19 protein-coding genes are annotated in these 18,424 nt (G+C 62.9%); 9 read left to right on the top strand and 10 right to left on the bottom strand.

What is annotated here, in order from left to right; translation table 11 throughout:
- Positions 1 to 69 precede the first annotated feature (69 nt).
- The gene (locus HY17_RS12410; protein WP_034766898.1) at positions 70 to 1,455 is read left to right on the top strand and encodes an ammonium transporter; all 1,386 of its coding nucleotides are present in this window, start codon (positions 70 to 72) and stop codon (positions 1,453 to 1,455) included.
- 74 nt (positions 1,456 to 1,529) lie between these two features.
- Here the strand turns inward: HY17_RS12410 and HY17_RS12405 are convergent, their stop codons facing one another.
- A complete protein-coding gene (locus tag HY17_RS12405; RefSeq protein WP_034766896.1) occupies positions 1,530 to 1,964 on the bottom strand; it encodes a hypothetical protein in 435 nt (144 codons plus the stop codon).
- A 225-nt stretch (positions 1,965 to 2,189) separates the two neighbouring features.
- On the opposite strand from HY17_RS12405, the gene HY17_RS12400 reads away from it, so the two are divergent.
- A complete protein-coding gene (locus tag HY17_RS12400) occupies positions 2,190 to 4,760 on the top strand; it encodes a DNA translocase FtsK 4TM domain-containing protein (protein WP_233348779.1) in 2,571 nt (856 codons plus the stop codon).
- A gap of 95 nt (positions 4,761 to 4,855) precedes the next feature.
- On the opposite strand, the gene HY17_RS12395 is transcribed toward HY17_RS12400, so the two are convergent.
- Together HY17_RS12395 and HY17_RS12390 are read right to left on the bottom strand one after the other, a co-directional pair.
- Positions 4,856 to 5,872, bottom strand: a complete 1,017-nt coding sequence (locus HY17_RS12395) for an aldo/keto reductase (protein WP_034766894.1) — start codon at positions 5,870 to 5,872, stop codon at positions 4,856 to 4,858.
- A 96-nt stretch (positions 5,873 to 5,968) separates the two neighbouring features.
- On the bottom strand, positions 5,969 to 6,481 hold the full coding sequence (locus tag HY17_RS12390; protein ID WP_034767090.1) for a prolyl-tRNA synthetase associated domain-containing protein: 513 nt from the start codon (positions 6,479 to 6,481) through the stop codon (positions 5,969 to 5,971).
- 52 nt (positions 6,482 to 6,533) lie between these two features.
- Between HY17_RS12390 and HY17_RS12385 the strand changes: the two genes are divergently transcribed.
- Both HY17_RS12385 and HY17_RS12380 read left to right on the top strand, forming a co-directional pair.
- Entirely contained in the window at positions 6,534 to 7,271 is a 738-nt protein-coding gene (locus HY17_RS12385; protein ID WP_034766892.1) for a DUF6065 family protein, read from the top strand.
- Positions 7,268 to 7,756, top strand: a complete 489-nt coding sequence (locus tag HY17_RS12380; RefSeq protein WP_034766891.1) for a GNAT family N-acetyltransferase — start codon at positions 7,268 to 7,270, stop codon at positions 7,754 to 7,756. Before HY17_RS12385 ends, HY17_RS12380 begins: the two co-directional genes overlap by 4 nt.
- Positions 7,757 to 7,759: 3 nt before the next feature.
- Here the strand turns inward: HY17_RS12380 and hisE are convergent, their stop codons facing one another.
- Positions 7,760 to 8,107, bottom strand: a complete 348-nt coding sequence (gene hisE / locus HY17_RS12375) for a phosphoribosyl-ATP diphosphatase (protein WP_034766889.1) — start codon at positions 8,105 to 8,107, stop codon at positions 7,760 to 7,762.
- 97 nt (positions 8,108 to 8,204) lie between these two features.
- Here hisE and HY17_RS12370 point away from each other — a divergent pair, with 97 nt between their 5' ends.
- Positions 8,205 to 9,020, top strand: coding sequence for a crotonase/enoyl-CoA hydratase family protein (locus HY17_RS12370; protein ID WP_034766887.1), 816 nt, complete (start codon positions 8,205 to 8,207; stop codon positions 9,018 to 9,020).
- Positions 9,021 to 9,023: 3 nt separating this feature from the next.
- Here HY17_RS12370 and hisF read toward each other — a convergent pair whose 3' ends face one another.
- Positions 9,024 to 9,797, bottom strand: a complete 774-nt coding sequence (hisF, locus tag HY17_RS12365; protein ID WP_034766885.1) for an imidazole glycerol phosphate synthase subunit HisF — start codon at positions 9,795 to 9,797, stop codon at positions 9,024 to 9,026.
- A gap of 188 nt (positions 9,798 to 9,985) precedes the next feature.
- On the opposite strand from hisF, the gene HY17_RS19480 reads away from it, so the two are divergent.
- Both HY17_RS19480 and HY17_RS12355 read left to right on the top strand, forming a co-directional pair.
- Entirely contained in the window at positions 9,986 to 10,750 is a 765-nt protein-coding gene (locus HY17_RS19480; protein WP_051600046.1) for a GGDEF domain-containing protein, read from the top strand.
- A gap of 48 nt (positions 10,751 to 10,798) precedes the next feature.
- Entirely contained in the window at positions 10,799 to 11,497 is a 699-nt protein-coding gene (locus HY17_RS12355; RefSeq protein ID WP_034766883.1) for a M24 family metallopeptidase, read from the top strand.
- 122 nt (positions 11,498 to 11,619) lie between these two features.
- On the opposite strand, the gene HY17_RS12350 is transcribed toward HY17_RS12355, so the two are convergent.
- Genes HY17_RS12350 through hisH form a run of 3 tightly spaced genes read right to left on the bottom strand, consistent with a single transcriptional unit; the run spans position 11,620 to position 13,805 of the window.
- Positions 11,620 to 12,378 (bottom strand): DUF4136 domain-containing protein, encoded by a 759-nt coding sequence (locus HY17_RS12350; RefSeq protein ID WP_034766881.1) that lies wholly within the window; start codon positions 12,376 to 12,378, stop codon positions 11,620 to 11,622.
- A 42-nt stretch (positions 12,379 to 12,420) separates the two neighbouring features.
- Complete coding sequence (gene hisA / locus HY17_RS12345) at positions 12,421 to 13,149, bottom strand: 1-(5-phosphoribosyl)-5-[(5-phosphoribosylamino)methylideneamino]imidazole-4-carboxamide isomerase (protein WP_034767085.1); 729 nt, start codon at positions 13,147 to 13,149, stop codon at positions 12,421 to 12,423.
- 8 nt (positions 13,150 to 13,157) lie between these two features.
- Positions 13,158 to 13,805, bottom strand: coding sequence for an imidazole glycerol phosphate synthase subunit HisH (hisH, locus tag HY17_RS12340; RefSeq protein ID WP_034766879.1), 648 nt, complete (start codon positions 13,803 to 13,805; stop codon positions 13,158 to 13,160).
- 121 nt (positions 13,806 to 13,926) lie between these two features.
- On the opposite strand from hisH, the gene HY17_RS12335 reads away from it, so the two are divergent.
- Both HY17_RS12335 and HY17_RS12330 read left to right on the top strand, forming a co-directional pair.
- Complete coding sequence (locus tag HY17_RS12335) at positions 13,927 to 14,244, top strand: AraC family ligand binding domain-containing protein (protein WP_034766877.1); 318 nt, start codon at positions 13,927 to 13,929, stop codon at positions 14,242 to 14,244.
- 88 nt (positions 14,245 to 14,332) lie between these two features.
- Positions 14,333 to 15,769 (top strand): amidohydrolase, encoded by a 1,437-nt coding sequence (locus tag HY17_RS12330; protein ID WP_034766875.1) that lies wholly within the window; start codon positions 14,333 to 14,335, stop codon positions 15,767 to 15,769.
- Positions 15,770 to 15,837: 68 nt separating this feature from the next.
- On the opposite strand, the gene HY17_RS19475 is transcribed toward HY17_RS12330, so the two are convergent.
- Together HY17_RS19475 and ftsH are read right to left on the bottom strand one after the other, a co-directional pair.
- The gene (locus tag HY17_RS19475) at positions 15,838 to 16,134 is read right to left on the bottom strand and encodes a hypothetical protein (RefSeq protein ID WP_065383260.1); all 297 of its coding nucleotides are present in this window, start codon (positions 16,132 to 16,134) and stop codon (positions 15,838 to 15,840) included.
- Positions 16,135 to 16,516: 382 nt separating this feature from the next.
- Entirely contained in the window at positions 16,517 to 18,340 is a 1,824-nt protein-coding gene (gene ftsH, locus HY17_RS12320) for an ATP-dependent zinc metalloprotease FtsH (RefSeq protein WP_034766874.1), read from the bottom strand.
- Between the last annotated feature and the right edge of the window lie 84 nt (positions 18,341 to 18,424).

The following is an 18,424-nucleotide window of genomic DNA, read 5'->3' as shown; positions in this document are numbered from 1 at the left end:
GAAATCATATCGGAGATGGGAGAGCGCGGGGGGTCCCGAGCTCCGAAACCTGCGACATGGAGGGGCCGAATGGGCCAGTTACTGAAAAGAATGACGCGCGGGGTGGCCTTGCTGCCCGCCTTCGCGTTGACGGGGGCGCTCGCATACGCACAGGACGCGGATCTGGAAGCACGGCTCGCTGCACTGGAAGAGTCTGTGAACAGCAGCGCGAGTTCCTATGTCGACAACTCCTACCTGTTCCTGATCGGCGGCATCATCGTCATGCTGATGGCAGCCGGCTTCATGTGTCTTGAGGTCGGTCTGGTGCGTTCGAAGAACGCTGCCATGCAGTCGATGAAGAACGTTGTGCTGTACGCTGTGGCCGGCTTCATGTTCTGGCTGGTCGGCTACAACATGGCCTATCCGGGCTCCACGATCCTCGGCGGCCTGCTCGGCACGACACCGGTTATCTGGAACGGCGGCGACCTCGAGGCCATGAGCGATGCGGGTTACGCTCCGGCTTCCGACTGGTTCTTCCAGATGGTGTTCGTTGCAACGGCTGCTTCGATTGTCTCCGGTACGGTTGCCGAGCGCGTGAAGCTCTGGCCGTTCCTGATCTTCACAGCTGTCCTGACCGGCTTCATCTATCCGATCGTCGTGTCCTGGGAGTGGGGCGGCGGTTACCTCGACTCCGAATGGGCCTTCTCCGACTTCGCCGGTTCGACGCTGGTGCACTCGACGGGTGGCTGGGCGGCTCTTATGGGTGCGCTGATCATCGGCCCGCGGACAGGCAAGTATTTCGGCAAGCAAGTGAACCCGATGCCGGGCTCCAACATCCCGCTCGCCGGTCTTGGTACTTTTATCCTGTGGTTCGGCTGGTTCGGCTTTAACGGTGCTTCGCAGCTTGCTGCCGGTACGGTGACGGACATCAACTCGGTCGCCCAGATCTTCGCCAACACGAATATGGGGGCTGTCGGCGGTACGCTGTTCGCCATGATCACCACCGCCGTCCTCTACAAGGGCAAGGTCGACGCCACGATGGTCTTCAACGGCGCGCTCGGCGGCCTGGTGTCCATCACGGCTGAGCCGCTGGCGCCGTCCATGGGCGCTTCGGTCCTTATCGGCGGCGTGGGCGGTGTCCTGGCTGTCCTGACCGTTCCGGTGCTCGACAAGTTCAAGATCGATGACGTCGTCGGCGCCATCCCGGTCCACCTTGTCTGCGGTATCTGGGGCACGATCATCGTTGCCGCTTCCTACGGCAACAACATCATGCCGAACGAAGCCGGTGACCCGAGCTATGTCGGCCAGCTGGTTGGCGTGGTCCTGACTGGTGTGTTCGTCTCGATCGCTTCCGTGATCGTCTGGATGGCCCTCAAGCTCACGATTGGCGTCCGCGCCAGCGAGGAAGAGGAAATGGCCGGTATGGACGTTTCCGAAGTTGGTCTCGAAGCCTATCCGGACTTCACCAACGCCTAAGGTTGCGGCTCTCCGAAACGAAAACCCCCGGCAGGATCTGCCGGGGGTTTTTTCATTGCGGGAGGGAAGGGGACTTACTGCTCCTGCGTTTCAGCGTCTTCCGGCCTGGCGGCCGGGGGTGTGTTCAGGTCCCCATCCTTCATCGCTTCGGATTCGCTCTCATAATAGGGCCCGCCCACGGCGACTTCCGCAGGTCCGTCCTGCGGGACGATGACTTCCTCGCGCTCGGCCGTGAAGACGAGCTCCTCTTCCGGCTCAGGCGTATCGGCGACGATCACCGGGGCCTTGTTCGTCAATTCGGCGATCTCGAAGGCGTTCTGTTCCAGCCGGGCGCGCTGCAGTTCGTTCAGGTCCTGAACGGACATGCCTTCCAGGTCAGCCGGGATTTCGTCAAAAATTTCGGCTTTGGAGGCGTTAACTGCAGAGGCATCTTCATTCATTTCCTGTGCATTTGCAGACATAACCGTTAACAGCGCAAAGGCTGCGGGTGTGATCAGGGCGCGTGTCATTTCGTGTCTCCTTTCGGGTTTCCTGATTGTCCTGTATCAATAGAGCATCAGGCCGGATGTTCCGTGATTACGGGAATTAAATGCACCAGGACCCTCATGGGACGGGGCAGGGACATGTACCGGCGTGAGCCGGATAATGCCGGATCCGAGCCCCGAAACGCCCCTCTGAAATCGTTAATTCGCCGCTGAAAAAGACTTTCGGGCATTTGCCCAGAGTTAAGGTTGATGGGCCAGATTGACCGCTCCACCGACAACACGGAGCCGTCCCCCTTCATGACCGACTATGCTTATGATGATGACGCAACCCATTTCAGCGTTAGCGATCCTGTCTGGCGCATCCTGACGGGTGCGGCCGCATTTGCGATCGGCGTTTTCATCTGTGGCAGTGTCGGCTCTTATGTTGCGACGGACCCTTCCTGGAATGCCGCGACCGATTCTGATGTTCAGAACCTGTTCGGGCGCTCAGGCGCCGTGTTCGCAGACCTTGCCCGTCAGACGCTCGGCTGGTCGGCATGGACCGCCGGTCTCGCGCTGATGATTGGCGGGGCTATGCGCACTGTGCTGATTGGCGCGCCGCGTGTGCATCGCTGGGTGAAGGGCTTCCTGTTTGTGCCGTTTTCGGCGGCCTTCTTCGCTGCCTGGCCGGTGCCGCAGTCCTGGCCGCTGAGCGCCGGGCTTGGCGGCGTGGTCGGCGATGGCCTGTTCCATTTCGCGGCCATGCCTTTCCGTGCGCTGATGCTGCCGTCCCCTGAAAGCTGGGCCGCCTTTTTCCTCGGTACGCTCGCCCTCTGGGCTGGTCTGTCGGCGCTCGGCTTCCGCCGCGGCGATGCCCGTCTTCTGAAGCATGCGGCCGCATCGTCCGGTGCTCGTGCTGCCCGTCAGGCCAGCGGGGTCGGCGGCTTGCTTCTTGCCATCGCACGTGCCCTCGCACCGAAGCGCAGGATCGAGGTCGAAGACGAGATGGTCGACGTCCGAGAAGATCGCGCCCGCGTCGTGCTGACTGATGACGATGAAACGCCCGGTTTCCTGCGCAAGCGCGGCAAGAATGTCATCGAGATCGAAGAAGACGACGACTTTGATGATGAAGCGGAATACCTCGACGACGCCGAAGACGATTACGATGACTACGAAGACGAAATCGACGACGAAGCCGACGATTATGAAGATGACGAGGATGAAGAGCAGGAGCGTAAGCCGCTCTTCACCTTGCCGAAGCCCAAGGCGAAGCCGCAGTCTGCAGCGCCGCGTGTCTCCAAGCCGGTCGAACGCCGCCGCAAGGCCGGACGCCTGCCGTCGATCGATCTCCTGGAACAGACGGTCGAACGCGCCGACTCGATCGATGAGGATGCGCTGCTCGCGAAGGCTGCGAAACTTTCAGACGTTCTGAAGGAGTTCGGTGTTCGCGGCCGCGTCAAGGAAGTGCGCCCGGGCCCGGTGATTACCCTGTTCGAAATGGAGCCGGCGCCGGGCGTGAAATCTTCCCGCGTCATCTCTCTGGCAGACGACATTGCCCGCTCGATGAGCGCGAAATCTGCCCGCGTCGCGGTTGTGCCGGGCAAGAATGCGATCGGTATCGAACTGCCGAATGAAGATCGCGATACGGTGTATCTCCGCACGCTGCTGCAATCGGACGCCTACACCGGCTCACGGGCCAGCCTTCCGATGGCGCTGGGTGAAGACATTGGCGGCGTGCCGACCGTGGTCGACCTGGCCAAGATGCCTCACTTGCTGATCGCGGGTACGACGGGCTCGGGTAAGTCGGTCGGTGTGAACGCGATGATCCTGTCACTGATCTACCGTCACACGCCGGAACAGTGCCGTTTCATCATGATCGACCCAAAAATGCTCGAGCTCTCGATCTATGAAGGCATCCCGCACCTGCTGGCACCGGTTGTGACCGATCCGAAGAAAGCCGTGAACGCGCTGCAGTGGACCGTGCGCGAAATGGAAAGCCGCTATGAACTGATGTCGAAAGCGGGCGTCCGGAACCTCGCGGGCTTCAACGAGAAAGCCGCGAAATACCGCAATGCCGGCGAGAACCTCGTTCGCAAGGTGCAGACCGGTTTCGATGATCGCGGCAAGCCGGTCTACGAAACCGAGATCCTGCCGACAGAGCATATTCCGAACATCGTGGTCGTGATCGACGAGATGGCCGATCTGATGCTGGTGGCCGGCAAGGAAGTGGAAGGCTGCGTCCAGCGTCTCGCCCAGATGGCGCGTGCGGCCGGCATCCACCTGATCACTGCAACGCAGCGTCCGTCCGTGGACGTCATTACCGGTACGATCAAGGCGAACTTCCCGACTCGTATCTCCTACATGGTGACGACGAAGATCGACTCCCGGACAATCCTCAACGAGCAGGGCGCTGAACAGCTGCTCGGCATGGGCGACCTGCTCTACCAGGCACCGGGCCATAAATCGACGCGCCTGCATGGCCCGTTCGTTTCCGATGAAGACGTCGGCGCGGTCACCGACTGGCTGCGTGAGCAGGGCGAGCCGGACTATGTGATGGATATCCTGGAAGCGCCGGATGATGGCTCCACCGGTTCGGCCGTGATGGATGCGATGCTCGGCACTTCAACCGGCGACGAAGAAGACGATCTCTTCTCGCAGGCCATCGCCATTGTTGTGCGCGACCAGCGCGCCTCGACGTCTTACCTGCAGCGCCGCTTGAAGATCGGTTACAACAAGGCGGCGGGCGTCATCGACCGGCTGGAGGAAGAGGGCATCATTTCCGCGCCGAACCACGCCGGCAAACGCGAAGTATTGGCGAACGGACGCCCCTCTCCGGAATGACCGTCGCCTGAACAATCTCACCCGGCTAAGGTGGGCAATTGGGGCAACCCCCGTTCGCGGTGAAATGCGAACGGGGGTTTCAATTTGTGGAGGTGTCAGCCCATCGGGTACTGGATGTCCTTCGTCACCGCGTCGCAGGCCTTCATCACGTCATCCGACAGGGTGAGGTCTGCAGCGGCGAAGATGTCGTCCAACTGGTCGAACTTCGAGACACCGACAATGGTGGAGGCCACGAATTTGTGCTGCTTCGACCAGGCGGTAGCGAGGGTGACGACGTTGATGCCGGCCTCCTTCGCGATGTCCATGAACCTTGCCGTCGAGGCGAGCGATTTCTCGTTCACGAAGCGGTGGGCCATCGCTGCCTGTCGGCCGCCAATCTCCAGATAGCGGGAGAAGCGTGCGCCTTCCGGCCGTGCGCCATCCTGATATTTGCCGGAGAGGACACCGCCGCCGATTGGGGAGTATGGGATCAGGCTGACGTCTTCCTTCACGCAGACCTTGGAGAGCGCGTCCTCGAAGCGGCGGTTGTTCAGGCTGAAATTGTTCTGGATCGTCTCGTAGCGAACGGTGCCGAGTCGGCTGGACGCTTCGAGGCTTTTCATCAGGCCCCATGCATCTTCGTTTGAACAGCCGACGATGCGGACCTTTCCGGCCTGGACGAGGTCATCCAGCGTTTCCATCGTCTCGTCATAGGCTGTGCCATGGTCCGGCCAGTGGGTCTGGTAAAGGTCCACATAGTCCGTTCCGAGACGGGTGAGGCTGTCCTCGATGGCTTTGGTGATGTTGTGGCGGTCGAGCGCGGTCATGCCGGCGCGCTGGCTGCCCTTGATCCAGCCATGTGAAGGTCCGCAGACCTTGGTCGCCAGGATGATGGAATCCCGGTCCTTGGTCTTCAGCCATTTGCCAACAATTTCCTCCGTGCGGCCGGCCCATTTGGTATCGGGCGGGACGGGGTAGTTCTCAGCGGTGTCGTAGAAATTGATCCCGGCGTCGAAGCTCGCGTCGAGAATCCGCAGGGATTCAGCCTCATCGGTCTGGGAACCGAAGGTCATCGTGCCCATACAGATATCGGATACATAGATGGCGCTTCGGCCGAGGCGGCGGTGTTGCATGTTGGCGTTCTCCCTGTCTTGTTGCGGCGACACTAGCGGCCAGAAACGGCATGACCAGAGGCGAGCGCGAACAAATTCGTGAGACGCCCGCCCGCCTTACTCTGCGTCGGTCAGCAGCTGGGTGAAATCGATCACTTCAAAGCCATGGCCGGTGGCGCGAACGAACTTTTCGAAATCCGCCTTTGAAACCGTCGTTGTGCCGGTATTGGTGAGCGGGTGGAAGTTGACCGGTTCATGTTCCATGAGTGCCGCGTCGACAAGGAACCGCACGCGGCCTTCGGTGTCGTTCATCAAGGCAAATGCGGTGACCGAGCCGGGCGTCACGCCGAGCAGTTCCTCCATGAGGTCTGGCGAACCAAAGGACAGCCGCTTCGTCCCGATCAGTTTGTGCAACTTGTTCAGCTTCAGCTGAGAGTGCGCCTCTGCCGCGATCAGGATGATGTTGCCGTCCTTGTCCTTGAGGAAAAGGTTCTTTGTATGCCTGCCGGGCAGGGTGCGTTTCACGTCCGTGCTCTGGTCCACGGTGAACACAGCCTCGTGCCACTGTGTCGAGTGCGCGATGCCCAGCTGGTGTAGATAGGCGAACAGGTCGTCGGGGGTTGCCGTCATGGGGCCCTTTGGGCCAAGACTTGTGGCCTCCGTCAAGCGCAGAGCCTCCCCCATGTTTCTTGATTGCTACAAAATCTACGATGTCGCGCCGGATCTGGTGCCTGCGCGGTCAAATCGTGACTGGATGGACGCCTTTACCGACCGCCATCCCTATCGTTGCCTGCCGCTGACCATGGCGAACTCCACGGGCTGGGAATTGCTGGCGCCGATGGACATCAAGATCGAGTGGAATGGCGGCCCGCGAAACGAGGACATCCGCCTGCTGACCCGTGGCGACCCGCGCAGCATCGAGAGTTTTGCCGGGGCGCACTTCGCCCGCGGCATCGTCACCTTCCACACCGGCCACCTCTTCCGCACGCCGCCCGGCTGGGGCGTCTGGGTGACTGGCCCGCCGAACTGGCCGAAGGATGGGATCTATCCGCTGACGGGCCTGGTTGAGACCGACTGGCTGCCATTCCCGTTCACGATGAACTGGCAGATGACCCGCAAGGGCAGCGTGATCTTCGAAAAGGGCGAGCCCTTCGCTTTCATCACACTGATGGAGCACAAGAAGCTGGAAGAGATTCAGCCGGAGCGGAAACTCCTGCGCTCGAACGAGGAACTGGTGAAGGAATACAATGCCTGGACGGAAAGCCGCGCCGACTTCAACAAGCGGCTTGGTGAGGGCGAAGAGAGCGCAATGAAGGAGCGCTGGCAGCGCCATTATATGCGTGGCGAAAAGCCGACCGGCGACAAGGCTGACAGCCACCAGACCAAGCGCCGCCTGAAGCCGCCGAAAGAGATTTCATGATCACAATCCGGGCCTATGCGCCCGCAGACCTGCCGGCCCTGCACGCGATCAACGAGCAGGGCGTGCCGGGCGTCAGCCGCGAAACACCCGAAGATCTGGCCAAGTGGCTATCTCTCTCCGAATGCCTCGTTGCGGTGGGGGAAGACGGCCAGCCAGTCGGTTTCCTGAATCTCGTGCCGCCGGGCACGGCTGCCTATACCAGCGACAATCTCCGCTGGTTCGAGGCGCGGGGCGGCAATGTGAATTATGTCGACCGGATCGCCATCGATGCGCGTGCGCGGGGCCAGCGGATCGGCGAAGCACTCTATCAGGCGGTGTTTGCGGTCTGCGCCGGGCGCTACGATGCCATTGGATGCGAGGTGAACCGCCTGCCGCCCAATCCGGGCTCGCTGCGCTTTCACAAACGGCTCGGTTTCGAGGAAGTCGGCGGCCAGGCCTTCGTGCCCGGCGAAAAGGAAGTGATCTATCTGGAGCGGAAGCTCTGACGCTCAGTCCTTGCGGCTCGCCTTTTCCACAATCCCGCTTGTACCTTGCCGTTTCTCCAGCGCAGTCGCCACATCGTCGAGGCTGACACCGCGCACGCGCAGGGCAACAAGGGCGTGATAGAGCATGTCGGCGGCTTCGCTGGCGACGCGTTCATTGCTTTCTTCGCGCAGGGCCTGGATGAATTCGCCGGCTTCTTCCTCCGCCTTGTCCGCGCAGGCGCCGACGCCTTTCGACAGCAGCTTTGCCGTCCAGGACGCGCTCGCGTCGCCCGTTTCGGCGCGCGTATCGATGGTCATGCCCAGATGGGCGAGGGCTTCGGCGAGGCGGTCGGCGGATCCGAGAATAGACATGGGGCCTCCATACTCTCCTTCCGCGAGGGGAGGAAGCCTGCCCGCTTGACGCAGGCTGCGCCTACGTCACTTTTACCTGAAACGAGGAGGATTCCAGATGAACGACCGGGTGACGATCACGCATCTTGAAGACGGCATCGCCGATGTCCGTATGGTGCGCACCGACAAGATGAATGCGCTCGACCCTGCCCAGTTCAAGGCGCTGGCCGACACGATCGAGGAGCTGCACGGCACAAAGGGCCTGCGCTGCGTCGTGCTGTCAGGGGAGGGGCGGGCCTTCTGTGCGGGCCTCGACCTGTCCAGCATGTCAGGTAATTCCTCCGGCGATGGGGAGAAGAAAAAAGGTGGCGCAACGGGCGACCTTGCCACGCGGGCCTTCGGCGATGCGAACCTCGCCCAATACGTCGCCTGGGGCTGGCGGAAGCTGGAAGTGCCCGTGATTGCGGCCGCTCACGGCGTGGCCTTCGGTGGCGGGTTCCAGATCCTGTCAGGCGCGGACGTGCGCTTCATCCATCCGGACACGCGCTGTGCGATCATGGAAATGAAGTGGGGCCTGGTGCCCGACATGGCCGGCTTCCCCCTGTGGCGGGGCAATGCGCGCGACGATGTGATCCGCGAGCTGACCTATACCAACCGGGAGTTCAATGGCCGCGAAGCGCAGGCCATGGGCTTTGCCACGCACGTCTCCGAGACGCCGCTGGAGGACGCGCTGGCACTGGCCAAGATCATCGCCAACAAGCACCCGGCCGCAATGCGCGGCGCCAAAACGCTGTGCAATGCGATGGCGGAGCTGTCGGACGCAGACCTCCTGATGCTGGAAAGCACCGAACAGCTGAAAGTCATCCGCACACCCAACCAGATGGAAGCGGTGATGGCCGAGATGCAGAAGCGCAAACCCGTCTTCGCGGAATAAAATTTAGAACGGGCGGACGGGCGCCCCGGCGGCATGCAATGCGCGCCGGGCGTCTGCCACGGTCGCTTCGCCGAAATGGAAGATCGAGGCGGCGAGCACGGCGCTCGCCCCGCCGTCCAGCACGGCGGCTGGCATGTCGTCCACGCTGCCGGCGCCGCCGCTGGCCACAACCGGAATGTTTACAACAGATGTGACCGCCTTCAGCAGCGGGATGTCATAGCCGGATTTGGTGCCGTCCTTGTCCATGCTGGTCAGCAGGATCTCGCCGGCACCGCGCTTTTCGGCTTCCTTTGCGAACGCCACCGCGTCGATGCCCGTGGCCGTGCGGCCGCCATGGGTGAAGATCTCCCAGTGGCCGCCTTCCTCGTCATTGACGCGCCGCGCATCGATGGCGACGACGACAGCCTGGCGCCCGGCCTTGGCGGCGCAGCGGGAGATGACGGAAGGGTCTGCGACCGCGGCGGAATTGATCGCCACCTTGTCGGCCCCGGCCCGGAGCAGCGCGACGAGGTCGTCTGCGCTGCGCACGCCGCCGCCCACCGTCAGGGGCATGAAGCACTGTTCTGCCGTCGCCGAGACGATGTCGAGCAGGGTGCCGCGGCCTTCGTGGCTGGCGGTGATATCGAGGAAACAGAGCTCGTCTGCGCCTTGCGCGTCATAGGCCTTGGCCAGCGCGACGGGGTCGCCCGCGTCCTTCAAGTCCACGAAGTTGACGCCCTTGACGGTACGCCCGTCTTTCACGTCGAGGCAGGGGATGATGCGGGTCTTGAGGCTCATGGGCATGGCTTTAGCCGGGAAAGTCCGCCCCGCAAAGCTGCGATCTGTCCCACACCTTATCCAACACCCCCTCCGGGGACGCGGCACCGTGTAAACACCGTGAATAGACCATGTATGGACCATGAATAGATCAAATTTCACAGACCTTCTGGACGGCCCCTTAAGCAGGAAACTGCATAAGGCGAGGCATGGGACTGGGACGGGATTGGATGCCGCCGCGCGACGTGCGCCGGGCGGTCAGGCTCGGGGCGATCATCACGATCGGCTCGATCTTCTTCACCGTCTTCCCCGTCTGGGTCTGGCTGCAGATCGACCCCGTCATCCGCTTGCGTGACATCTACATTTCCTGCGTCGTGCTGCCGACCCTGATCTCGCCGACCTGCAGCTTCTTCGTCCTGCGCGCCCAGATCCGGGCCGAGCGGCTGGCGGCGCTGAACGACCGGCTGGCCAATCATGACGAACTGACCGGCCTGCCGAACCGCCGCGCCTTTTTCGCGCGGGCAGGGACGCTGCAGACCGACGCGCATCGCAGCACCGACATTTTCGCCTGCGCCATTGCCGACATCGACAATTTCAAACGCATCAATGACACCCACGGCCATGATACGGGTGACCGGGTGCTGAAAGGGCTGGCCGCCGCGCTGGCAGACCTTGCCTCGGATGGCATCATCCTGGCCCGGCTTGGCGGGGAGGAATTCGCCGTCGCGGGCACGTTCGCCAGCGAGGCCGCCGCGCGCATCTGGTTCGAGGCGCTGGTGCGCGCCGTGGAACACCGCCATCCGGGAAACCTGCCGGTGACGATCAGCCTCGGCTGGTGTGTGGCGGAAGCTGCGGAGAATCTTTCCTCACAACTCAGCCGGGCAGACCATGCGCTCTACGAGGCAAAGGCCCGCGGCAAGAACTGCGCGGTGAAGACGGCAACCGCCGGGGCGCGAGTGGTGGCGGTGGCGTAAGTCGCCGCAAGGTTTGACACCCGGGCAAGGCCCCCTCATGTCTGGGGCATGACCGAACACGAAAAAGACGAAGCCGCCCGCTGGGCAAGAATGGTCGACGCAGAGGAACGCGCCTTCGCGCTGCTGGACGCAATCGAGGCTGCGGGCATCATGAAACCAGGCCGCACCGAAGGCGAGGTCGACCGCGACATCGAAACCATCGCGGCCGAGCAGTTCGGGATAAAGCGCAACTGGCACCAGCGCCTCGTGCGCGCGGGCGTCAACACGACCTGCATCTTCTCGGACATGCCGGACGAAGTGACCATCGGGCCGGAGGACACGGTCTATGTCGACATGGGCCCCGTCTTCGAACAGGCGGAGGCCGACGTCGGCCGCACCTATGCGATGGGGCAGGACCCGGCCCGCCACACGCTGGTCGCCGCGCTGCCCGAAGTGTTCGAGGAAATGCGCGCCTTCACCCTCAGCAAACCGGATGTAACGGGGGCGGAGGTTTATGACTTTGCCTGCCGCGCGGCGGAGGCGCGGGGCTATCATTTCGGCGGAAAGATCGCCGGGCACACCGTGGGGGAGTTCCCGCACGCCACCTGGCCGCTGGAACAGGCCCTCCAGCGCCTCTGGCCGGACAACCCCGAACCGCTGAGCACGCCCGACCATCTCGGCCGCCCCCGCTACTGGATTTTAGAAGCCCACCTCGTAGAGCCGGGCCGCCAATGGGGCGGCTTTTATGAGCGGCTTCTCAGGCTCTGATAGCACAGAGAATCATCAGCATCTGGAATAGCGCGCGGAGCCTATCGGGAACGGAGGCGGTGTTCGCGAGCTCTGCCTTAAACGGAAAATTGACGCCGGTCTTCAGGCCGTCGGTTTAGCGATCAAGGCGCAGAATTTCCCGCTACGCTCCGGATGTATGCCACACGCTCATCCGTGCCCGTGATTTCGGTGCGGACGACATCGCCTGTGTCGGTGGCGATGGTGTCGAGGGTGGCGGCGATCATGTAGGGGAAGGCCTGGTGCAGGTCGGCGCTGGTGCCGGTGCTGCCGATGTCGGTCTCGAAGGCTTTCTCCCAGTCGCTGGCGTCTTTGGCCGGGTCGACGAGATAGCCGTCCAGCAGGATGAAATGCGTATAGGTCGTGTAGGTCTTCGGCGCGAATTCAGAGCCGAGCGCGAACGTGGCGCCGGCGGACCGTCCGCTGGGCCCGAAGACGGCGGAGGATTTGCCGGAGCTTGCCGCCGCCGGGGAAAATTCCACGCCCTGGGCGGCCATGGTGACATGGTCAAATTCCGCCGTATCATTCACGCGCACGCGCTTTTCCGGCGCGCCCGTTCCGTAGCGCAGCAGGACCACCAGGTCCGGCTGGCTGCCTGGCGCGGCGCGGGTCAGCCCCTGGGCGCCAAAGGCCTGTTCGACATAGGTGGCATATTCGAGGAAGTCGGCATTCGTCGGGGCGATGCGGCTGTCCATCGGTGCCAGCGCGTAGGATTTCGCCGCGGCGGCCTCCGCGCTCGCCGAACTGCTGGCGGAGACATAATGTTCCGGGATGGCGGCCTGATCAGGCCCGGCTGCGGTGGCGCAATTGCCGAGCACCAGAAGCGATGCCAGCGCGGCACTCACTGAAAAAGCCCGAAGCATGGATTACTCCTGTAGGTTGCCTTCGGTCAACCTATCGGAAAGTCAGCCTCTCGCAAGCGCAATCGCTTCGGCGGGCACGATGTCCCCGTCATAAAGGGCGCGTCCGAGGATGCTGCCCGCGATGGGTGCATCCGCCGCCATCAGGGCACGGATGTCGTCCACGCTGGCGACGCCGCCCGAGGCGATGACAGGGATGGAGACCGTGCCCGCGAGCTCTGCCGTGAACGAAACATTGACGCCGGTCTTCAAGCCGTCGCGGCCGATGTCCGTCGCGACGATGGCGGCGACGCCGCAGCCTTCAAACGCCTTGGCGAGTTCGGTTGCCTTCATGTCGCTGGTCTCGGCCCAGCCTTCGACCGCCACCATGCCATTCTTCGCATCGATGCCGACGACAATTTGACCGGGCAGTGCGCGGGCGGCTTCCTTCACCAGCTCCGGATCGCGCAGGGCTACGGTGCCGAGGATGACGCGGGAAATGCCGGCCTCCAGCCACGCATCTATCTGCGCCCGTGTGCGGATGCCGCCGCCGAGCTGGACCGGCGCATCGGTGGCTTTCAGGATCGCCTCGACCGCCGCGCGGTTCACGGCCTTGCCCTCGAAGGCGCCGTTCAGGTCTACCACGTGAAGATGGGTGAAGCCTGCGTCCCGGAAGGATTTCGCCTGCGCCGCCGGGCTGTCGGAGAAGACGGTCGCCTGGTCCATCTCGCCGCGCAGGAGGCGCACGCACTGGCCGTCTTTCAGGTCGATGGCGGGGTAGAGGGTAAAGGTCATGCGTGTACTCAGGGCGCCCATTGCAGGAAATTGGAGAGGATCTTGAGGCCGGTCTTCTGGCTCTTCTCCGGGTGGAACTGCGTGCCGAACATGTTGCGCCGAGCCACCGCCGCCACGATCTGGTGTCCATAGTCGGCGGTTGCGGCGATGTCGGCCGGGTTGTCGGGCTTCATCGCATAGGAATGGGTGAAATAGACGTGCGGGTCGTCGCCAAGGCCGGCCAGCACGGGGTGAGGCTGAAGGTGGGTAAAGGTCAGCCCGTTCCAGCCCATGTGCGGCACGCGGAAGCCTTCGCCCGGCTCGATCAGCTCCACCGTGCCCTTGATCCAGCCGAGGCCGGCCGTGTAGCCGTCTTCGAGGCCCGCGGTCGCCATCAGCTGCATGCCGACGCAGATGCCGAAGAAGGGCTTCGCCTGCTTCAGCACCGCCTCGTTGAGCGCGTCCTCCACGCCCTCCCGGGCGCGCAGACCCGCGGCGCAGTCGGCAAAATGGCCGACGCCGGGCAGGACGATGCGGGTGGATTCGAGGATGACTTCGGGGGAATCGGTCACGATAATCTCGTGGCTCGTTCCCGCCAGCGCCGCCGCCTCCCGCAAGGCCCGTTCAGCCGAGTGGAGGTTGCCGGAGCCGTAATCGATCAGCGCGACCTGTGTCATGCGCGCGTGTTAGCGGGGCGGCGGGCAGAGGAAAAGGCATTTCGTGTCACGGGCGTGGTTCTTCCTTGTGGGAAAGCAGGCTAGGCTCGCGCTGCTGCCAGTATTGCACTTGAGGGTATCCATGCCGGAAATCATTAAGGATACGAAGACCTTCCGGGCTGACCGGGCCTGGGGGGCGCGAGATATCGCCCGCATCGACGGGGCGAGCGTGCGCCTGCACTGGACCGACCAGCCCTATGAATGGCACGTCAATGACGGCGAAGAGGTCTTCGTCGTGCTGCAGGGCGTGGTCGACATGCACTATCGCGAGCGCGGGCAGGAAAAGATCGTCCAGCTCTCGCCGGGGGACATGTTTGTCGCCGGAGTGGGGGACGAGCACGTGGCCCATCCCATCGGGGAGGCACGGGTGCTCGTGATCGAGCGCGAAGGCTCCGTCTGACAGTCCGCCGGTCCGGTTTTCCTTGTGCAAGGGCAGGGGCTGTCCCAATGTTCGCACCAGATTCGAGACCAAAACCGGAGCTTGCCCCATGCGCCCCATCCTGCCGCTTCTTTCCACCGCGCTCCTCGCCGCCTGTATCACCGGCCCCGCCTGGCCGGACAGCCGCGACGGGAAACTGATCGGGCAGGTGGAACAGAAGGCGGAGCTGTCGAGCAGCCTGTCGGACCAGATCTGGGAATGGGCCGAGGTCGGCTATCAGGAGGAAAAATCCTCCGGCCTGCTTCAGCAGACGCTGAAAGTCGAAGGCTTCGACATCGAGGCAGGCGTCGCCGGCATTCCGACGGCCTTCGTGGCCGAATACGGCACCGGCGGACCCGTCATCGCCATCCTCGCCGAGTTCGACGCACTGCCCGGTATCAACCAGACTGCCAGCCCCGACCGGGAGGAGCGAGACGGCATGGGCGCAGGCCACGCCTGCGGCCACAACCTCTTCGCGGCAGGCTCCACCACGGCGGCCATCGCCATCAAGGATTGGCTGGAAGAGACCGGCACACCGGGCCGAATCCGGCTCTACGGCACGCCGGCGGAAGAGGGCGGCAGCGGCAAGGTCTATATGGTCCGCGCGGGCCTCTTCAACGATGTCGACATCGCGCTGCACTGGCATGCGGGGGACCGCAACTCCGCTGCCGCGCGCACGACGCTGGCAAACCGCTCGGCCAAGTTCCGGTTCCGCGGGCTTTCGGCTCACGCGGCGGGCGCGCCGGAGAAGGGCCGCTCGGCGCTCGACGGCGTCGAGGCATTCAACATGATGGCCAACATGATGCACGAGCACATCCCGCAGGAAGCGCGCATCCATTACGTGATCACCTCCGGCGGGTCAGCCCCGAACGTGGTGCCGGACTTCGCCGAAGTCTTCTACTATGTCCGCCACCCGTCCGCCGATGGTGTCGAGGAGATCTGGCCACGCCTTGAGGCCGCCGCGAAAGGCGCCGCGATGGGCACCGGCACGACGGTCGATTGGGAAATCATCCACGGGAACAACCCGCTTCTGGTCAACGAGACACTCGCCAAGATGATGGATGAGAAACTCCGCGAAGTCGGCGGGGTTACCTATAACGAAGAAGAGCAGGCCTTCGCTACAGCCATCTATGAAACGCTGACCACACCGACCCTGCCGCTTGGCTCGGAATCCGAAGTGCAGCCCTACGAAGTCTCGCTCGGCTACGGCTCCACCGATGTGGGCGATGTGTCCTATGCCGTGCCGACCGTGGGCCTCAATACTGCGACCTGGGTGCCGGGCACGCCGGCACACTCCTGGCAGGCGGTTGCGGCCTCCGGCACGTCGATCGGCCACAAGGGCACGCAGGTGGCGGCAAAGACGCTGACACTGGCGGCGATCGAGCTCTTCACGAATCCGAAGCTGCGTGAGGAAGCCCGCAAGGAATTCGATGAGAAGCGCGGACCGGATTATCAGTACCGTTCGCTTCTGGGCGACCGCGACCCGCCGCTCGATTACCGGAAATAGAGGCCGGAAAACTCCGGACACGTCGCGCTGGCGGAAATGTGCGAAGTGGGCTTGCCCGCCCGCCGGCGTCAGCTGCGCGCCATGCCTTCATTGTCAGCCCGGTCCAGCGGCCGCTGATCGCGGGCCAACGCGTCTGCAAGTTCAGCGGGGTCGATGTTGACGAACCTCGTCTGTGTCCGAGCACCGCGTTTCGTGTGGACGATCATGGTGGTGTTTATCCGACGGAAAGCCAGAAAGGACGGGCTATCCAGCGGCTCTTCTTCCGTCTCGATCGTATAATTACCGGCAGGCCATTCCTCTTCGAGACTGTCGAGATAAAACGGGCTTCGGAATGTTACGAGTTGTTTTGAAATGCGATTCGTCATGGTGGTTCCTTTCCGGTCTCCACCTTTCACCCCTGTGGACTCCGGATTGATACGGGAAGCCGCATCCGGAAAGCGGGTCCGGACGCGGCCCCTGGGTGCGATCAGGCGTAGGGGGGTGCCCGACCGCATTCGGGAACAACTAGTTCTTCAGGGGGATTTCCTTGTCCTGCTTGCCTTGCTGGCGGGCTTGTGCTGCGCGCCTTTCCTCCAACGATTGCGGCTGTGAGGGCTTTCCAGGCTTGTCCTGTTTGCTTTTGTTGTTTTGGGAGGACATCGGATCGGCTTTCATCTGTACGGAAAAAATATTCCGTATCCCATATATGGGGATGCTAGCCGTCGATTACATCGGGCGTGCAGAATTAAAGACGTTTCCGCCGCCGGGTCAGACGCTGCGCTCTGTACTGGCGGCAGACGTCTTCAGAGCTTTGGCGATTTCGGAAATCTCGTCTTCGTCCAGTGTTTCCTTCCTGAGCAGGTCCTGCGCGCACTTTTCAAGAAGGTCGCGATTGTCCGAAAGGACGGCGGTGGTGCGCTGGAATGCGTCGCGGATGATGTCGGCCGTGGCCGCGTCGAGGCGTTCGGCCGTGGCTTCGCTGATGGACCGTGACCTGACGGCGGTATTGTCCAGGAAGAGGGGGCGGTCTTCCTGGAAGACCATGTGGCCAAGTGCCTCGTCCATGCCGAATCGCTCGACCATGCTGCGCGCGATGTCGGTGGCCTTGGAGAGATCATCGGCGGCGCCCGTGGAGACTTCGTCGAAAATCAGTTTCTCGGCAGCCCGTCCGCCAAGCAACACGCAGATCTTGCTGATCAGTTCTTCCCGGGTCATCAGGTAACGATCTTCCGTGGGCCGCTGGATTGTATAACCGAGTGCGCCGACCCCGCGCGGAATGATGGAAACCTTGTGCACCTTGTCCGATCCCGGCAGGGCGAGGGCCATGATCGCGTGTCCCATTTCATGATGGGCCACGATTCGGCGCTCTTTCTCGTTGAGCAGGCGATTGCGTTTCTCCAACCCGGCGACAATACGCTCGATGGCGGCGGAAAAATCCTCCATGCCAACTGCGGCCGCCCGGCGGCGGGTGGCCAGGATCGCTGCCTCGTTCACGAGGTTTGCCAGGTCGGCGCCTGTGAACCCGGTCGTCATCGATGCTACTGGCTCAAGGTCAACGTCCGGCCCCAGATGAATCTTGCGGGTGTGGACTTTCAGGATCGCGATCCGGCCCGCCTTGTCAGGTTTGTCGACGAGGACCTGCCGGTCGAACCGGCCGGCGCGCAGGAGCGCGGGATCGAGGATTTCCGGACGGTTGGTTGCGGCCAGCAGGACGATCCCTGACGAGGGATCGAAGCCGTCGAGTTCCGCGAGCAACTGGTTCAGGGTCTGCTCGCGTTCATCATTGCCGACGATCTGTCCGAGGCTGCGGGCGCGGCCGAGGGCATCAAGTTCGTCAACGAAGATGATCGCCGGCGCCATCTTCCGGGCCTGGGTGAAGAGGTCACGCACACGTGCAGCGCCGACGCCGACGAAGACTTCGACAAATTGCGATCCGCTGATCGAGAAGAATGGCACGCCGGCCTGACCGGCCACGGCGCGGGCCAGCAGGGTCTTGCCGGTCCCGGGCGGGCCGACCAGCAGCACGCCTTTCGGAACGTGCGCGCCGAGCCTTTCATATTCACCGGGATTCTTCAGGAAATCGATGATCTCCATGAGTTCGAGCTTTGCTTCATCGACACCGGCAACATCATCGAAGGTGACCCCGGTTTCCTCTTCGGCAAAGATCTTTGCGCCGCTTTTCCCGAGCGAAATGGCGCCGCCGCCTGCGCCGATCGACCGGCGGAACAGAAAGAAATAGAGCCCCAGAAACAGGATGAGCGGGGCCAGCATGGACACGAGCGCGCCGAAAACGGGGTTCGGCGGAACATTTTCGATTTCCACGTCCATGCCTTCGAGCCGGTCGGCGAGGGCTGGATCGACCAGGCTGGTCCGGAACCGTTCATTCCCGTCGACAGGCTGTCGAAACGTACCGGAGAGGGTGGCCCCCGAGATCGTCACCTTCTCGACCTGACCCTCGCGCGCAAGCTTTTCGAACTCGCTGTAGGACAGCCGTGCCCGGTCCGCCGGTCCGGATAGGAGAGCCTGCATCAGGAAATAAAGCGCGACCAGCGACATGAAGGGCCAGAGCTGGAATTCGTCGTCGTTCTTCATTCCGGTCCCTGATGCGGCTGGATCGCACGATACGTACAGATCACGCCACATGATAGGCAGCCGTCAGGCCGAAGGCAAAGACGA

Origin of the sequence: Hyphomonas sp. CY54-11-8, from assembly GCF_000682735.1 — a bacterium.
Classification (GTDB): domain Bacteria; phylum Pseudomonadota; class Alphaproteobacteria; order Caulobacterales; family Hyphomonadaceae; genus Hyphomonas.
This window is presented reverse-complemented; position numbering and strand designations above follow the sequence as displayed.

Coding starts and splice junctions, on each gene's coding strand:
- HY17_RS12410 (WP_034766898.1), top strand. CDS start 70: ATGGGCCAGTTACTGAAAAGAATGACGCGCGGGGTGGCCTTGCTGCCC.
- HY17_RS12405 (WP_034766896.1), bottom strand. CDS start 1,964: ATGACACGCGCCCTGATCACACCCGCAGCCTTTGCGCTGTTAACGGTT.
- HY17_RS12400 (WP_233348779.1), top strand. CDS start 2,190: ATGGGCCAGATTGACCGCTCCACCGACAACACGGAGCCGTCCCCCTTC.
- HY17_RS12395 (WP_034766894.1), bottom strand. CDS start 5,872: ATGCAACACCGCCGCCTCGGCCGAAGCGCCATCTATGTATCCGATATC.
- HY17_RS12390 (WP_034767090.1), bottom strand. CDS start 6,481: ATGACGGCAACCCCCGACGACCTGTTCGCCTATCTACACCAGCTGGGC.
- HY17_RS12385 (WP_034766892.1), top strand. CDS start 6,534: ATGTTTCTTGATTGCTACAAAATCTACGATGTCGCGCCGGATCTGGTG.
- HY17_RS12380 (WP_034766891.1), top strand. CDS start 7,268: ATGATCACAATCCGGGCCTATGCGCCCGCAGACCTGCCGGCCCTGCAC.
- hisE (WP_034766889.1), bottom strand. CDS start 8,107: ATGTCTATTCTCGGATCCGCCGACCGCCTCGCCGAAGCCCTCGCCCAT.
- HY17_RS12370 (WP_034766887.1), top strand. CDS start 8,205: ATGAACGACCGGGTGACGATCACGCATCTTGAAGACGGCATCGCCGAT.
- hisF (WP_034766885.1), bottom strand. CDS start 9,797: ATGAGCCTCAAGACCCGCATCATCCCCTGCCTCGACGTGAAAGACGGG.
- HY17_RS19480 (WP_051600046.1), top strand. CDS start 9,986: ATGGGACTGGGACGGGATTGGATGCCGCCGCGCGACGTGCGCCGGGCG.
- HY17_RS12355 (WP_034766883.1), top strand. CDS start 10,799: ATGACCGAACACGAAAAAGACGAAGCCGCCCGCTGGGCAAGAATGGTC.
- HY17_RS12350 (WP_034766881.1), bottom strand. CDS start 12,378: ATGCTTCGGGCTTTTTCAGTGAGTGCCGCGCTGGCATCGCTTCTGGTG.
- hisA (WP_034767085.1), bottom strand. CDS start 13,149: ATGACCTTTACCCTCTACCCCGCCATCGACCTGAAAGACGGCCAGTGC.
- hisH (WP_034766879.1), bottom strand. CDS start 13,805: ATGACACAGGTCGCGCTGATCGATTACGGCTCCGGCAACCTCCACTCG.
- HY17_RS12335 (WP_034766877.1), top strand. CDS start 13,927: ATGCCGGAAATCATTAAGGATACGAAGACCTTCCGGGCTGACCGGGCC.
- HY17_RS12330 (WP_034766875.1), top strand. CDS start 14,333: ATGCGCCCCATCCTGCCGCTTCTTTCCACCGCGCTCCTCGCCGCCTGT.
- HY17_RS19475 (WP_065383260.1), bottom strand. CDS start 16,134: ATGACGAATCGCATTTCAAAACAACTCGTAACATTCCGAAGCCCGTTT.
- ftsH (WP_034766874.1), bottom strand. CDS start 18,340: ATGAAGAACGACGACGAATTCCAGCTCTGGCCCTTCATGTCGCTGGTC.